Source organism: Pseudomonas sp. ICMP 8385, from assembly GCF_002699915.1.
Lineage (GTDB): Bacteria > Pseudomonadota > Gammaproteobacteria > Pseudomonadales > Pseudomonadaceae > Aquipseudomonas > Aquipseudomonas gessardii.
Genome location: NZ_LKBY01000001.1, coordinates 390577 through 405424, shown reverse-complemented (window position 1 = coordinate 405424; position 14848 = coordinate 390577). Strand labels below are relative to the sequence as shown.

At 60.0% G+C, this 14848-nt stretch carries 17 protein-coding genes; 11 read left to right on the top strand and 6 right to left on the bottom strand.

Annotation, left to right across the window (positions count from 1 at the left end; translation table 11 throughout):
* Positions 1-43: 43 nt before the first annotated feature.
* The 7 genes from AO268_RS01870 to AO268_RS01840 all read left to right on the top strand — a co-directional run bounded on the left by AO268_RS01870 (position 44) and on the right by AO268_RS01840 (position 4795).
* The gene (locus AO268_RS01870) at positions 44-595 is read left to right on the top strand and encodes an Rnf-Nqr domain containing protein (protein ID WP_099167732.1); all 552 of its coding nucleotides are present in this window, start codon (positions 44-46) and stop codon (positions 593-595) included.
* Positions 592-1800, top strand: coding sequence for an electron transport complex subunit RsxB (gene rsxB / locus AO268_RS01865; RefSeq protein ID WP_099167731.1), 1209 nt, complete (start codon positions 592-594; stop codon positions 1798-1800). The genes AO268_RS01870 and rsxB overlap by 4 nt, the downstream gene beginning before the upstream one ends.
* Complete coding sequence (locus AO268_RS01860; RefSeq protein WP_099167730.1) at positions 1787-2752, top strand: RnfABCDGE type electron transport complex subunit D; 966 nt, start codon at positions 1787-1789, stop codon at positions 2750-2752. The genes rsxB and AO268_RS01860 overlap by 14 nt, the downstream gene beginning before the upstream one ends.
* On the top strand, positions 2749-3354 hold the full coding sequence (locus tag AO268_RS01855; RefSeq protein WP_099167729.1) for an RnfABCDGE type electron transport complex subunit G: 606 nt from the start codon (positions 2749-2751) through the stop codon (positions 3352-3354). Before AO268_RS01860 ends, AO268_RS01855 begins: the two co-directional genes overlap by 4 nt.
* Complete coding sequence (locus tag AO268_RS01850; RefSeq protein ID WP_076965285.1) at positions 3347-3850, top strand: Rnf-Nqr domain containing protein; 504 nt, start codon at positions 3347-3349, stop codon at positions 3848-3850. Before AO268_RS01855 ends, AO268_RS01850 begins: the two co-directional genes overlap by 8 nt.
* 16 nt (positions 3851-3866) lie before the next feature.
* Entirely contained in the window at positions 3867-4505 is a 639-nt protein-coding gene (nth, locus tag AO268_RS01845; RefSeq protein ID WP_076965284.1) for an endonuclease III, read from the top strand.
* A gap of 107 nt (positions 4506-4612) precedes the next feature.
* Complete coding sequence (locus tag AO268_RS01840) at positions 4613-4795, top strand: PA3496 family putative envelope integrity protein (RefSeq protein ID WP_076965283.1); 183 nt, start codon at positions 4613-4615, stop codon at positions 4793-4795.
* A 61-nt stretch (positions 4796-4856) separates the two neighbouring features.
* On the opposite strand, the gene AO268_RS01835 is transcribed toward AO268_RS01840, so the two are convergent.
* The 3 genes from AO268_RS01835 to AO268_RS01825 form a co-directional block, all read right to left on the bottom strand.
* Positions 4857-5489, bottom strand: a complete 633-nt coding sequence (locus AO268_RS01835) for a response regulator transcription factor (RefSeq protein WP_032858436.1) — start codon at positions 5487-5489, stop codon at positions 4857-4859.
* 625 nt (positions 5490-6114) lie between these two features.
* Complete coding sequence (locus AO268_RS01830; protein ID WP_029295244.1) at positions 6115-7332, bottom strand: argininosuccinate synthase; 1218 nt, start codon at positions 7330-7332, stop codon at positions 6115-6117.
* A gap of 128 nt (positions 7333-7460) precedes the next feature.
* On the bottom strand, positions 7461-8369 hold the full coding sequence (locus AO268_RS01825) for a flagellar protein MotY (protein ID WP_076965207.1): 909 nt from the start codon (positions 8367-8369) through the stop codon (positions 7461-7463).
* 156 nt (positions 8370-8525) lie between these two features.
* Here AO268_RS01825 and pyrC point away from each other — a divergent pair, with 156 nt between their 5' ends.
* Together pyrC and rnt are read left to right on the top strand one after the other, a co-directional pair.
* Positions 8526-9572: a dihydroorotase gene (gene pyrC, locus AO268_RS01820; RefSeq protein ID WP_076965206.1), complete on the top strand. Its 1047-nt coding sequence runs from the start codon at positions 8526-8528 to the stop codon at positions 9570-9572.
* Complete coding sequence (gene rnt / locus AO268_RS01815) at positions 9569-10240, top strand: ribonuclease T (RefSeq protein ID WP_099167728.1); 672 nt, start codon at positions 9569-9571, stop codon at positions 10238-10240. The genes pyrC and rnt overlap by 4 nt, the downstream gene beginning before the upstream one ends.
* Before the next feature lie 71 nt (positions 10241-10311).
* On the opposite strand, the gene AO268_RS01810 is transcribed toward rnt, so the two are convergent.
* Positions 10312-10914, bottom strand: a complete 603-nt coding sequence (locus tag AO268_RS01810) for a peroxiredoxin (RefSeq protein WP_032858443.1) — start codon at positions 10912-10914, stop codon at positions 10312-10314.
* Between the two features lie 235 nt (positions 10915-11149).
* Between AO268_RS01810 and AO268_RS01805 the strand changes: the two genes are divergently transcribed.
* Both AO268_RS01805 and bfr read left to right on the top strand, forming a co-directional pair.
* Entirely contained in the window at positions 11150-11368 is a 219-nt protein-coding gene (locus AO268_RS01805) for a bacterioferritin-associated ferredoxin (protein ID WP_038442994.1), read from the top strand.
* A gap of 201 nt (positions 11369-11569) precedes the next feature.
* Entirely contained in the window at positions 11570-12040 is a 471-nt protein-coding gene (bfr, locus tag AO268_RS01800) for a bacterioferritin (protein ID WP_038442996.1), read from the top strand.
* Positions 12041-12119: 79 nt separating this feature from the next.
* Here bfr and grxD read toward each other — a convergent pair whose 3' ends face one another.
* Complete coding sequence (gene grxD / locus AO268_RS01795; RefSeq protein WP_032858447.1) at positions 12120-12458, bottom strand: Grx4 family monothiol glutaredoxin; 339 nt, start codon at positions 12456-12458, stop codon at positions 12120-12122.
* A 103-nt stretch (positions 12459-12561) separates the two neighbouring features.
* Positions 12562-14670 (bottom strand): molybdopterin oxidoreductase family protein, encoded by a 2109-nt coding sequence (locus AO268_RS01790; protein ID WP_076965204.1) that lies wholly within the window; start codon positions 14668-14670, stop codon positions 12562-12564.
* Positions 14671-14848 lie beyond the last annotated feature (178 nt).

The window sequence follows — 14848 nt, the reverse complement described above, 5'->3', positions numbered from 1 at the left end:
GCTTGCCGGATAATCAGGCCCTGTTTGCTTAACCGGCCCGACCATGACCGAACTGCTTGTCGCCCTTCTCTGCGCCGCCCTGATCAGCCATTACCTGCTGCGTCTGGCGCTGCCTGGAGATCGGCCCCTGGAGCGACGGCGGATGCATGCCCTGGGGTTGGCGACCACACTTCTGGTCACCTTCAGCGGAGTTTCCAGCGACCTGCTGCTTCACTTTGTGTTGCAACCCTTGGCGCTGGACGCGTTATGGCTGTTTGCCTATGTGCCCGTGGCAATCCTGTTGAGCCAGCCCTTGCTGAATGCACTGTCCCGCCGCGTGCCCGCACTGCCCTTCGACGGGTTGTGGGTGCCGCTGCTGGCTAACGCCGGCGTGCTCAGCGTGGTACTCCTGGGCCCTGGCAATACCAGCCAACTGATCTATAGCCTGGGCATCGGCCCGGCGTTCTGGTTGACTCTCAGCCTGTTCAACGATTTGCGCCAGCGCATAGACCATAACGATATCCCCCAGCCCTTCAAAGGCCTGCCCGTGGACCTGTTCAGTGCCGGGCTGATGGCCGTGGCGTTGCTGGGCTTAAACGCAATGATCAAACCATGAGCCTGATTCAACGTATCGACGCCCTGCTGCCCCAGACCCAATGCGGCAAATGCGGGCACCCGGGCTGCAAACCCTACGCCGAAGGCATCGCCCAGGGCGAAGCCATCAACAAGTGCCCGCCAGGCGGCACCGAAACCATCGCCGAGCTGGCGCAGCTGTTGAACCTGGTGCCCCTGGAGCTAGACAGCACCCGTGGGGAAGCCCCCGCGCAGATTGCCTTTATCCGTGAAGCCGAGTGCATCGGTTGCACCAAGTGCATCCAGGCCTGCCCGGTGGATGCCATCGTCGGCGCGGCCAAGTTGATGCACACCGTGATCGTGGATGAATGCACCGGCTGCGACTTGTGTGTCGCGCCCTGCCCGGTGGATTGCATCGACATGCTACCGCTGCCCCTGGCCACGGTGCTGCCGATTGTCGCGGGCTATGCCAGCACCGCCGAGGAGCGCCAGGCGCGCACGACCAAGCGTGACCGCGCCCGACGTCGCTTCGAGCAGCGCAATGCGCGGCTGCACCGCGAGCAAGAGCGCAAACTGGCGGAACGCCTGGCCCGCAACAAACGCCCGGCCCCCAGCGAAGAGGTCAACAGCAACCCGTTGCAGGCCGCCATCGAACGCGTGCGCGCACAAAAAGCCGCCGATATCGACGCCGCGCTCAAAAAGGCCAAGATCAACCTGGCGATGAGCCGGGCACAACTGCACAAATCCCTGAAAGCCTTTGGTCACCCGCCAACCTTTGAGCAGCAGTCGCAGTTGATCATCCTGCAACAGCAATTTGAATCCGCCGAACAGGCGTTGGCCGCCCTTGAAACGAACGCCCCACCAGCCGCGATCCAGCAGCCCCATAAAGATCCAGCGCTCAAGCGCGCCAAAATCCAACTGGCCATGCGCCGCGCCGAGCTGAAAAAAGCCCAGGACGCGATGGCCGATGCCGAACAACTAGCCACCCTGGGCGCAGCCCTGGCCACCGCTGAACAGGCCTTGCATGCGGCAGAGGAAAGCTCCGAGCAGCCCAGGCCCGATTTGCAACGTGTCGAGAAACGCCCCATCGACAGCCAACTGCGCCAGCTGAAGACCGCCCTGGCCTATGCCCGCGCCGACCTGAGCAAACTCGAACGCCAACCCGCCAGCAGTGCCGCCGAGTTGGTGGAGGCCCGGCGGCGCCTGGATGACGCCCAACGGCAAGTAGACACCTATGTCAGCGCCTGAGGTGGTTGATCGCCAGCAATACGCCATGCAGCGCCTGCTGCTGGCGACACTACCTGGGGTGCTGGTGCTGTTCTGGTTGTATGGCTGGGGCGTGTTGATCAACCTGTTGCTGGCCTGCACCTGTGCATGGGCCGTCGAAGGCGGTGTGCGCCGGCTGCGCGGCCAGCGCGCCGGTGACCTCAGCGGCCTGGTCAGCGCAGTGCTGCTGGCGCTGGCGCTGCCACCTTACTGCCCGTGGTGGTTATGCCTGGGCGCCGTCAGCAGTGGCTTGCTGCTGGGTAAACACCTGTATGGCGGCCAGCAGAACCCCTTCAACCCGGCCATGCTCGGCTATGCGCTGATGCTGCTGGCCTTTCCCCAGCCAATGACCCATTGGCCCGCGTCCCACGGCCTGGACCTGCTGGCCGGCCTGCAACAGGTGTTCGGCCTGCACGGCGAAACCGCCGATGCCTGGGCCCGGGCCACGGCGCTGGATGCCTTGCGCGTCAATAACAGCCTGACCATCGATGAGCTGTTTGCCCGCCACCCGGCATTCGGCCAGGTCGCCGGCAAAGGCAGCGAGTGGGTAAACCTGGCGTTTCTCGCCGGCGGCCTCTTCTTGCTGCAACAACGGGTCTTCAGTTGGCATGCACCGGTGGGCATGCTCGCCAGCCTGTTCGTGATCAGCCTGCTGTGCTGGAACGGCTCGGGTTCGGACTCCCATGGCTCACCGCTGTTTCACCTGCTGACCGGGGCCAGCATGCTCGGGGCGTTCTTTATCATCACCGAACCGGTGTCGGGCGCAAGAAATGCGCGGGCGCGCCTGCTGTTTGGCGTGGGGGTGGGCCTGCTGACCTACCTGATCCGCACCTGGGGCAGCTACCCGGATGGCGTGGCGTTCGCCGTGCTGATGATGAACCTGGCAGTGCCGGCACTGGAGCGCTGGACGCGACCGCAGGCGGTGGCGGCATGAAGCGCAGCTCTCAAGCCTTGAGCGTGCTGCTGATCGCCGTCGGCGCGGCGGGCCTGACCCTTGGCCTGCAACAGTTGACGGCCAAGCCCATTGCCGCGCAGCAGCGTGAGATGCAAAGTCGGGCGTTGCTGGATGTGCTGCCCGCCGGCAGTTATGACAATCAACCGCTGGAGCACCCCCTCGGCATCACCTCGGGCCTGCTGGACAACAGCCAACTGCTGGGGGGTTATCTTGCGACCTTGGCCGGCACACCCAATGCCGTCGTGCTGCGCTCGCAGGTCAATGGTTATGGTGGGCGTATCGAATTACTGATTGCCATCGACCGCAACGCCAGGCTGCTCGGGGTAAAGACCCTGGCGCACGCAGAAACACCGACACTGGGCGGGCATATTGGCGAGCCCGGCAATGCGTGGCTGGCCTCATTCAAGGGGCTGTCGCGGGGAAATCCACAAGCCTGGGCATTGAAGAAAGACAGCGGCCAATTCGACCAACTGGCCGGCGCGACCATCACCTCCCGCGCAGTGATCAACGCCATCCACGATGCCTTGCGGTATTTTGACGAGCATCGCCAGGCCCTGCTGGAGCCCACCGGCCATGACTAAGCCATTCGCCCTCGCCAGCCTGTTATGGCTGCCTGCGCTGCTGGGGGTCAGTGCCACCCCGGCGGGCGCCGCCATATTCTGGGGGTTGTGGGCACTGACCATGACGCTGCATGGCTGGAGCTGTGGCTGGGTGCGCAATCGCCTCAGTGCTCATGGGTGGCTGACGGCCAATGTATTGCTGGCCACCACCTGGGCCAGTTGTGCACACTTGGTGGCCCAGGCCCTGGCCTTTGCGCCGTCTACAGGCCTGGGGGCATACCTGGCGTTGATCGGCGTGCAATGCGTACTGCTTGAACATGACCGCCCGTTCGCCGCCAACCCGCGCAGGGCACGGCTTCAACTGTTCGCGATATCCGCCGGACTGCTGGCGGCCATCACCCTTTTACGCTTGTTGCCCGGCAGCGGTATTGCCACTCTCGCCCCCACAGGGTTTATCCTGCTCGGATTGCTGCTTGCCGGGTGGCAGGCCTGGACCCAACGCCGCACACCCCATTGAAGGAACCGCTCGCCCCATGAATGCCGCAAAACGCCTGGAGATCTTTCGTCGGTTTCACGAGGACAACCCGGAGCCCAAGACCGAACTGGCCTACGCATCGCCGTTCGAGTTGCTGATTGCCGTGATCCTGTCTGCGCAATCGACGGATGTGGGCGTCAACAAGGCCACGGCCAAGCTGTTTCCCGTGGCCAACACCCCCGCCGCGATCCATGCCCTGGGGGTTGAAGGGCTGTCGCAGTACATCAAGACCATTGGTTTGTACAACAGCAAGGCGAAAAACGTCATTGAAACCTGCCGATTGCTGGTGGAGCTGCATGGCGGTGAAGTGCCCCAGACCCGCGAAGCGCTTGAGGCGCTGCCCGGCGTAGGCCGCAAAACGGCCAATGTGGTGCTCAATACGGCGTTTCGCCAATTGACCATGGCGGTGGACACCCACATTTTCCGCGTCAGCAACCGCACAGGGCTGGCGCCCGGCAAAAATGTGGTGGAGGTGGAGAAGCAATTGATGAAGTTTGTACCCAAACCTTACCTGCTCGACTCTCACCACTGGCTGATCCTGCACGGCCGTTATGTGTGCCAGGCTCGCAAACCACGCTGTGGCAGCTGTCGCATCGAAGATTTGTGTGAATACAAGGAAAAGACGTCGGACGATTGAGCAATCATTGATTTTATTGATCAGTCGATTGAAAAAATCTTTTTTACCCGGTGCACGATTGTCGATATAAGGAGCGCCAACGGCAGTCTTAGCCTGGAGTTAACCTTATGAGCACTGGCAAAGAACAATTGGATGTAGAAGACGACTTTGTTGCCGCAGACACTGAAGAGACAGTCGATGCACCTGTAGAAGTAGCCAAGACCAATTTGAGCAAACGCCGCACCATCGACAACCTGCTGGAAGAACGACGCTTGCAAAAACAGTTGGCCGATTACGATTTCGATCTCTAGCCAAGCGATCACACAGAAGCCTCCGCTCTGGAGGCTTTTCCTGCCTGTTGCTCCCTGCTTCCTAAACCAGGCCGTTACGCTGGGCGAGCTCGATCAGGTCCACCAGGGACCGGGCATTGAGCTTGAGCAACAAGCGCGTCTTGTAGGTGCTCACGGTTTTGTTGCTGAGGAACATGCCGTCGGCGATTTCCTTGTTGGTTTTCCCCTGGGCCAGTTGCTGCAACACCATCATCTCCCGGCCTGAGAGCCGCTCGACCATATCCGCTTCGCTGGTGTTGCCCTGGGTGGAACGCACCGAGTTGAGTGCCTGGTTGGGGAAGTAGCTGTAGCCAGACAGCACCGCCTTGATCGCGCTCAGCAACTCAGTGAGATCCTGCTGCTTGCACACATAGCCCGCTGCGCCCGCCTGCATGCAGCGCATGGAAAAGTGACCTGGCGCCTGTGACGTCAGCACCAACACCTTGAAGGGTTGCGCCTGCTTTGTGGAAGACAAGCGACAAATAACTTCCAAACCGTCAAGTTTGGGAATTCCAATATCCAGGATGACAATATCCGGCATATGCTCCCGCGCTAGTTGCAATGCGTCGACTCCGTTATCGGTCTCTGCAACGACCTCATAACCATGACGCTCCATTAGCATGCGTACAGCAAGGCGAATGACGGGATGATCATCCACGATCAGCACTTTATTCATGGGCAAGTCCAATTTCGCTGTTCGAATTATTCAGAACCCGCACAATAGCCTAGTCGTTTCCTCCTTGGCATAGCACTCCCCCCCAAGTAATAACAAGCAGAGACCCAACCCACAAAGTTATAAGAATAAGCCTACAAAAAAACGCCTATATGGATGTGTCGGTTATTGTTCAGCCTTTCAGAACTTTCCGTGGGCAAACATATTTTGATCAAAAAAAGCACCACCAACCCCGGAAAAGTAAACAGACCGCACGCTATCTTCAGGAAATGCCCCTTGCACGGGTTACACCCAGGGTGTGATGGCGCCGAAAAACCGCCTCCAAAAAAGTTCCCTTGGTGTAACAGCGACTAACAATACCTAGAATCATCTGACAGATATTTCTACAAATAAAATTGAACCCGTCATCTTTCCTACTCAATAAACGAATGATTTCAAACACAAACAATGCCGCACGCTTAAAACGCCAACTTCCAGATACAAAAATCAAAAGCCAAAATAATAAACAGTAACAACCTCAAACTTCAGAAAAACATTAAACATTGATAAACGAAACCGGGCACCCTGAATTACAGGCAAAAAAACGGCCCCTTTTCGAGGGGCCATTCTTTATGCGGCTTCAGGCACTTCAGAACAACTTGCGGCCCTTGTTGGCCGCAATGCGCATGCGCAGTGCGTTGAGTTTGATGAAGCCGGCGGCGTCGGCCTGGTTGTAGGCACCGCCATCCTCTTCAAAGGTCGCGATGTTGGCATCGAACAGCGACTCATCAGACTTGCGCCCGGTAACGATCACGTTGCCCTTGTACAGCTTCAAGCGCACAACACCGTTCACGTGGACCTGGGAAGCATCGATCATCTGTTGCAGCATCAGGCGCTCAGGGCTCCACCAGTAGCCGGTGTAGATCAGGCTGGCGTACTTGGGCATCAGCTCATCCTTGAGGTGAGCCACTTCGCGGTCCAGGGTGATGGACTCGATGGCGCGGTGAGCGCGCAGCATGATAGTGCCGCCCGGGGTTTCGTAGCAGCCACGGGACTTCATGCCCACGTAGCGGTTTTCCACGATGTCCAGGCGACCGATACCGTGTTCGCCACCGATACGGTTGAGGGTCGCCAGCACGGTGGCCGGGGTCATTTCGACGCCGTCCAGCGCGACGATGTCGCCGTTGCGGTAGGTCAGTTCCAGGTACTGCGGCTTGTCGGGAGCGTTCTCCGGGGAGACGGTCCACTTCCACATGTCTTCTTCGTGCTCGGTCCAGGTGTCTTCCAGCACGCCACCTTCATAGGAGATGTGCAGCAGGTTGGCGTCCATCGAGTACGGGGACTTTTTCTTACCGTGGCGTTCGATCGGGATGGCGTGCTTTTCAGCGTAATCCATCAGCTTTTCACGGGACAGCAGGTCCCATTCACGCCAGGGAGCAATCACTTTTACGCCTGGCTTCAAGGCATAGGCACCCAGCTCGAAACGCACCTGGTCGTTGCCCTTGCCGGTGGCGCCATGGGAAATGGCGTCTGCGCCGGTTTCGTTGGCAATTTCGATCAGGCGCTTGGCAATCAGCGGACGTGCGATGGAAGTACCCAGCAGGTACTCGCCTTCGTAGACAGTGTTGGCGCGAAACATCGGGAAAACGAAATCGCGGACGAATTCTTCGCGCAGGTCGTCAATGTAGATCTCTTTGACGCCCATGGCTTGCGCCTTGGCTCGTGCAGGTTCGACCTCTTCGCCCTGACCCAGGTCAGCGGTAAAGGTCACCACTTCACAGTTATAAGTATCCTGCAGCCACTTGAGGATCACCGAAGTGTCCAGGCCGCCGGAATACGCGAGAACGACCTTGTTTACGTCGGCCATGCCATCACTCCACGGGGTTTTACGGAAAGGCGTCGATTCTACCGATCAAAACCGTGAAATTACAGGGGCGCGACAGCAAATGAAGATAAAGCGACAGATTATGTCGGGCGAGCGACGAATGGCCGCACCTAAGAGGTCGCCGCCGCATTCGCCGGGGCCGTGGCCTGGGGGGCCGGTTTCTCGGGAGCCGGCACGCGGTCGAGGTGGATATTCACCCGCCGGTTCTTCGCCCGGTTGGCTGGATTGGTATTGGGCACCAGGGGGTAACGTTCACCGTGGAAACGCAGCACGATCTGCGACTCGGGGATGCCGTTGGCCTTGAAGAAGTCCATCACGGCCAGGCCGCGACGGCGGGACAGGTCGCGATTGGTCAGGCGATTGCCGCTGTTGTCCGAATGGCCGTCCAGTTCGATATGGTTGACGGTAGGGTCGGCCTTGATGAACTCAAGCATCACCATCAACTTGGCCTTGGCGGCCGGATCCAGGTCGATACCGCCGCCCGGAAAGCCGACTTCAGCCTGCTTGACCTGCTCGAAATTCATCGGCAGCAATTTCGCGGTACATAACTGGTAATCGCTGTAGGCCTTGTTGAAGCGCACCGGCAGCAAGCGGATTTCCGAATAGCCGCCATCCCGGGAATAGTGGCGCACGGTGGGGCTGCGGCCATCGAGCAAGCCATTGAACAGACGCCCAGCCTGGGCCTGGGAGCTGTTGAACAACACATCGCCGCTGCCTGCCCGCACGGCACCGAGGTTGATATCACCGCGCCCGGGCTGCCACGGCGCAGCCGCCGCCAATAGTGTTGCGGAGCCAACGCCCAGCGCACTGTTATAGGCTTTGAGACGGAATGTCGCCTGCTCGCCGGCCCGGCGCACGAACTCACCCGAGCCAAAATCGGTGATTGGCTGGCTCAAGCGGCACTCGAACTTGTCGCCTTCCACCTTCCACTCAATATTTTCCAGGCGCGTCTGGAACGTCAGGGCCATCGCGGGCAGGCTGGCGAACACGCTGAGCAGGGCTAGATATTGCTGGCGCACGGGAGGCTCCACTGGTTTCTACAACACAACAAGGCGTCATACATCGTTAAGGCATACCCAGGGATATCGGTCACGCCCTGCAAAACTTGATAGCGAGTGCCTGCAAGAGTCTTTTCCGGTAGCATTCCCACCAGATTGACCCGCCTGGAATCCCCAATGTCCGACCGCCTGACCCTGCTGCGTCCCGACGACTGGCATATTCATCTTCGCGATGGTGCTGCGTTGCCCCAAACCGTGGCCGATGTAGCGCGCACGTTTGGCCGCGCCATCATCATGCCTAACCTGGTACCTCCGGTACGCAATGCCGCAGAAGCCGACGCCTATCGCCAGCGCATCCTCGCTGCACGACCGGCCGGCAGCCGCTTTGAACCGTTGATGGTGCTCTACCTGACCGACCGCACCCAGCCCGCCGAAATCCGCGCGGCCAAGGCCAGCGGTTTCGTGCATGCCGCCAAGCTGTACCCGGCCGGTGCCACGACCAACTCCGACTCCGGCGTGACCAGTATCGACAAGATCCTGCCCGCCATCGAAGCCATGGCCGAAGTGGGCATGCCGCTGCTGATCCACGGGGAAGTGACCCGGGGCGATGTCGATGTGTTCGATCGTGAGAAGATCTTTATCGACGAACACATGCGCCGTGTGGTCGAGCTGTTTCCGACCCTCAAGGTGGTGTTCGAGCACATCACCACCGCAGACGCCGTGCAGTTCGTCACCGAGGCTTCGGCCAACGTCGGCGCGACCATCACCGCGCATCACCTGCTGTACAACCGCAATCACATGTTGGTGGGCGGGATCCGGCCGCACTTCTATTGCCTGCCGATCCTCAAGCGCAACACCCACCAGGTGGCGTTGCTCGATGCCGCCACCAGTGGCAGCGCGAAATTCTTCCTCGGCACCGACTCGGCGCCCCACGCCCAGCATGCCAAAGAAGCGGCCTGTGGCTGTGCTGGCTGCTACACCGCCTATGCGGCGATCGAGCTGTACGCCGAAGCCTTCGAGGCGCGCAACGCCCTGGACAAACTCGAGGCCTTCGCCAGCCTCAATGGCCCGCGTTTCTACGGCCTGCCGGCGAATACCGACCGTATTACCCTGGTCCGTGAAGACTGGACCGCCCCCACCAGCCTGCCATTTGGCGAGCTGACCGTTATCCCGCTGCGCGCCGGTGAAACACTGCGCTGGCGCCTGCTGGAGGAACACCCGTGAGTGAAGACCATTACGACGACGAACAGGAACACGGTGGCGGCGGTTCGCGCCACCCGATGGCCGAGCGCTTTCGCGGCTATCTGCCTGTCGTTATCGACGTAGAAACCGGCGGCTTCAATTGCGCCACCGATGCACTGCTGGAAATTGCCGCGACTACCATCGGCATGGACGAACAGGGTTTTGTGTATCCCGAACACACCCATTTCTTCCGCGTCGAGCCGTTTGAAGGCGCCAATATCGAAGCCGCGGCCCTGGAGTTCACCGGAATCAAGCTCGACCATCCGTTGCGCATGGCCGTCAGCGAAGAAACGGCCTTGACCGACATCTTCCGTGGCGTACGCAAGGCCTTGAAGGCCAACGGCTGCAAACGCGCGATCCTGGTCGGCCACAACAGCAGCTTCGACCTGGGCTTCCTCAACGCCGCCGTGGCGCGCCTGGACATGAAGCGCAACCCGTTCCACCCATTCTCCAGCTTTGACACCGCCACCCTGGCTGGCCTGGCTTATGGCCAGACCGTACTGGCCAAGGCATGTCAGGCAGCCGGTATTGACTTCGACGGCCGTGAGGCCCACTCGGCTCGCTACGACACCGAGAAGACCGCCGACCTGTTCTGCGGCATCGTCAACCGCTGGAAACAGATGGGCGGCTGGGAAGACTTCAGCGACTGATTACATCGCTAAATCCCGCGCATAAAAAAACCGGCCCTCTCAGGCCGGTTTTTTTTCACCGCGAACCTGGCTTACAGCTTGCCAGCGTTCTCGGTCAGGTAAGCCGCAACACCTGCTGGCGAAGCGTTCATGCCTTTGTCGCCTTTTTTCCAGTTGGCCGGGCAGACTTCGCCATGCTCTTCGTGGAATTGCAGAGCGTCGACCAGGCGGATCAGCTCTTCCATGTTACGGCCCAGCGGCAGGTCGTTGATGATCTGCGAGCGCACAACGCCCTTGTCGTCGATCAGGAACGCGCCACGGAAAGCCACGCCGCCTTCGGACTCAACGTCGTAGGCCTTGGCAATGTCGTGCTTCATGTCGGCAGCCATGGTGTATTTGACTTTGCCGATGCCGCCATCATTGATGGCGGTGTTGCGCCAGGCGTTGTGGGTGAAATGGGAGTCGATGGAAACGGCAACCACTTCAACGTTACGCGCCTTGAAATCGTCCATGCGGTGATCCAGGGCGATCAGCTCGGATGGGCAGACGAAGGTGAAGTCCAGCGGGTAGAAGAACACCAGGCCGTATTTACCTTTGATGGCTTCAGACAGCTTGAAGCTGTCAACGATTTCGCCATTGCCGAGGACGGCCGGGACGTCGAAATCCGGGGCTTGTTTGCCGACGAGTACGCTCATGGGTTATCTCCTGATGGTAATTGAAGTAAATGGACCGCCCTTGAGTCTGCCGTGCATTGACGACAGGCCTGTGACGCGATCACGCTTCGTAAAGACCGACCATCATACCTGAAAAAAACCGTTCGTCAGTGAGGGCCCCATGGCAGGCAACGGTTTGAGAAAGCACTTTGACAATCATTCTCGTTAACATTAAGATCCATCGCACTTAAGCCTTAAACCGCGATGGTTCTCCCTTATGTATGTCTGCCTCTGCACTGGCGTCACCGACGGACAAATCCGCGAAGCGATCTATGAAGGTTGCTGCAGCTACAAAGAAGTGCGTGAAACCACCGGCGTTGCCAGCCAATGCGGCAAATGTGCCTGCCTTGCCAAGCAAGTGGTACGGGAAACCCTGACAAAGCTGCAGGTGGCCCAGGCCGCGATCCCCTACTCGGCAGAATTTACACACGCCTAATTTGACGTGTTTTAAAGAACCGGACTTAGTGTCCGGTTTTTTTATGCCTGTAATTCAAACAGTTAGCGCCAAGACGCGGAACACAAACATTCTTATTCCGATTAATTTTCATTTATTATTCAATAACTTAGGTTTGACACTCGTCATTGTGCCGCTCAAACTCCGCCCTATATACAACGAACACAGGGCAGGACCCCAATCATGAAAGGCGACATCTCAGTCATCCAGCAACTCAACAAAATCCTTGCCAATGAACTGGTCGCGATCAATCAGTACTTCCTGCATGCCCGCATGTATGACGATTGGGGCCTGGAAAAGCTCGGCAAGCGTGAGTACAAGGAATCGATCAAGGCCATGAAGGACGCAGACGCGCTGATCAAGCGCATCCTGTTCCTCGAAGGCCTGCCGAACGTCCAGGACCTGGGCAAGCTGAACATCGGCGAGCACACCCTGGAAATGCTCAACAGCGACCTGGGCTTCGAGCGCAAGAGCCATGCCGACCTCAAGGCCGCCATCGCTCACTGCGAAACCAAGGGCGACTTCGGTAGCCGCGAACTGCTGGAAGATATCCTGGAAGACCAGGAAGAACATATCGACTGGCTGGAAACCCAAGTTGGCCTGATCGACAAAGTGACCCTGGAGAACTACCTGCAATCGCAGATGGGTGAGTAACCCATCGCCTGCCGGTAAACATCAGGCACAAAAAAGCCCCGCTCTCGCATGAGAAGCGGGGCTTTTTATTGTGCGCCAGTTACGCTTCGGTCTTGGCCGCCGCTTTTTCGGCAGCGTCCTTGATCAGCGCCTGCAACGAACCATCAGCCGCCATTTCGGTGATGATGTCGCTACCGCCGACCAGCTCACCGGCTACCCACAGTTGTGGGAAAGTAGGCCAGTTGGCGTACTTGGGCAGGTTGGCGCGGATTTCCGGGTTTTGCAGGATATCGACGTAGGCGAACTTTTCGCCACACTGCATCACGGCCTGGGAGGCCTTTGCGGAGAAGCCGCACTGCGGGGCATTCGGTGCGCCCTTCATGTAAAGCAGAATGGTGTTGTTAGCAATCTGCTCTTTAATCGTTTCGATGATATCCATGGAACACCTCGGCTGGAACTTTGCGACTCACAGGTCGGCACGGTGGCGCATTGTAACGCAAAATCCCAGCGTGGTGCTCGGGCTCCCCGACAGACTCACTGCGTCACGCCGCCGCGACCTGCACCGGCACACCGTTCAACGCCGCGTTGCCCGACAACTCGTCCAACTGCCGTTCATCCGTCAGGTCGTTGGCACTGGCCCCCGGCTGCGCGCTGGCAATGCTCATGTGCACGCCCGGGCGGTCATGACCCCAGCCGTGGGGCAGGCTGACCACGCCGGGCATCATCTCCAGGCTGGCCTGCACTTGCACTTCGATCATGCCGATCCGCGAACTGACCCGCACCCGCTGCCCGTCACTGAGCTGGCGACTGGCGAGGTCATCCGGGTGCATCAGCAGTTGATGCCGCGGCTTGCCCTTCACCAGCCGGTGATAGTTATGCATCCATGAATTATTGCTGCGTACGTGCCGGCGGCCGATCAACAGCAACTCATCGACCTTGGGCAGCGGTAAGGCGGCAAACCGCGCCAGGTCCGCCAGGATCACTGCCGGTGCTGCCTGCACCCGACCACTGGCGGTTTTCAAGCGCCCGGCCAGGTTGGCCTTCAGTGGCCCCAGGTCCAGGCCATGGGGATGTTCGGCCAGCATCGCCACCGACAGCTTGTGCGTGGAGGCGTCGCCATAGGCCCCCGCCCGCAGGCCGAGGTCAATCATCTGCGCCGGTGCCAGGGTCGGCTTGAGCGGGTGGCCGGTGCGGGCCGCAAACGCCTGGGCCAGGCCGACGAAAATCTCCCAGTCGTGCAACGCCCCCTCGGGCTTGGGCAGAATCGCCCGGTTGAAGCGCGTGACATTACGCACCGCAAACATATTGAACGTGGTGTCGTAGTGGTCGTTTTCCAGGGCCGAGGTCGATGGCAGGATCAGGTCGGCATAACGGGTGGTTTCGTTGATATACAGGTCCACGCTGACCATGAACGCCAAGCCATCCAGGGCCTGCTCCAGTTGCCGCCCGTTGGGGGTGGACAACACCGGGTTACCGGCCACCGTCACCAGTGCACGGATTTGTCCTTCGCCCTCGGTGAGCATTTCTTCGGCCAGGGCCGACACCGGCAGCTCGCCGCTGTATTCCGGGCGCCCGGACACCCGGCTCTGCCAACGGTTGAAGTGCCCACCGGAGGTGGCCGCCACCAGGTCCACCGCAGGTTCGGTACACAAGGCGCCGCCGACCCGGTCCAGGTTACCGGTGACCAGGTTGATCAACTGCACCAGCCAGTGACACAAGGTGCCGAATGCCTGGGTCGACACCCCCATGCGCCCGTAGCAGACCGCCTTGTCTGCCGCCGCAAAATCCCGCGCCAACTGGCGGATCTGTTCGGCCGGCACCGCGCACCGGGCGCTCATGGCCTCGGCGGTCAAGCCCGCGACGGCGCGGCGCACCTCGTCCAGGCCGTCCACTGGCAAGTGGCTGTCACGGGTCAGGTGCTCGCTGAACAACGTGTTGAGCAACCCGAACAGCAACGCCGCATCGCCACCGGGGCGCACAAACAGATGCTGGTCGGCCATGGCCGCCGTCTCGCTGCGCCGAGGGTCGACCACCACCACGCGGCCGCCCCGAGCCTGGATGGCTTTCAAGCGTTTTTCCACGTCCGGCACGGTCATGATGCTGCCATTGGAGGCCAGTGGATTGCCGCCCAGGATCAGCATGAAGTCGGTCTGGTCGATATCCGGGATCGGCAGCAACAGGCCATGGCCATACATCAGGTGGCTGGTGAGGTGATGGGGCAACTGGTCCACGGACGTCGCGGAAAAGCGATTGCGCGTCTTCAACTGCCCGAGGAAGTAGTTGCTGTGGGTCATCAAGCCATAGTTATGCACGCTGGGGTTGCCCTGGTACACCGCCACCGCATTCTGCCCATGCTGCGCCTGGATCCCCGCCAGCCGCTCGGCTACCAGGGCAAAAGCCTCGTCCCAGGGGATCGGCTGCCATTCGCTGCCCACCCGCAACATGGGTTGGTGCAGGCGATCGGGATCGTTCTGGATATCCTGCAGGGCCACAGCCTTGGGGCAGATATGGCCACGGCTGAAGGTGTCCTGGGCATCCCCTTTGATCGAGGTGATGGCAATGCTGCCATCATCCGAGGTGGTGGTTTCCAGGGTCAGGCCGCAAATGGCTTCGCACAGGTGGCAGGCACGGTGATGGAGAGTCTTGGTCATGGCCAGTCTCTTTATTAGGGCTTTGGCCCGACTATGGGCCGCACTCCTCAGGGGCGCCAGCAACGTTCGCCCCGTGAATCAATGGGCATCAGGCCAGGCCATGGGTAAGCATGAGCAAATGTTTCAAAAACCTCCCACCCCGCCCTGGAAACCGACACAACCGGGTCCGGCGCCGTCA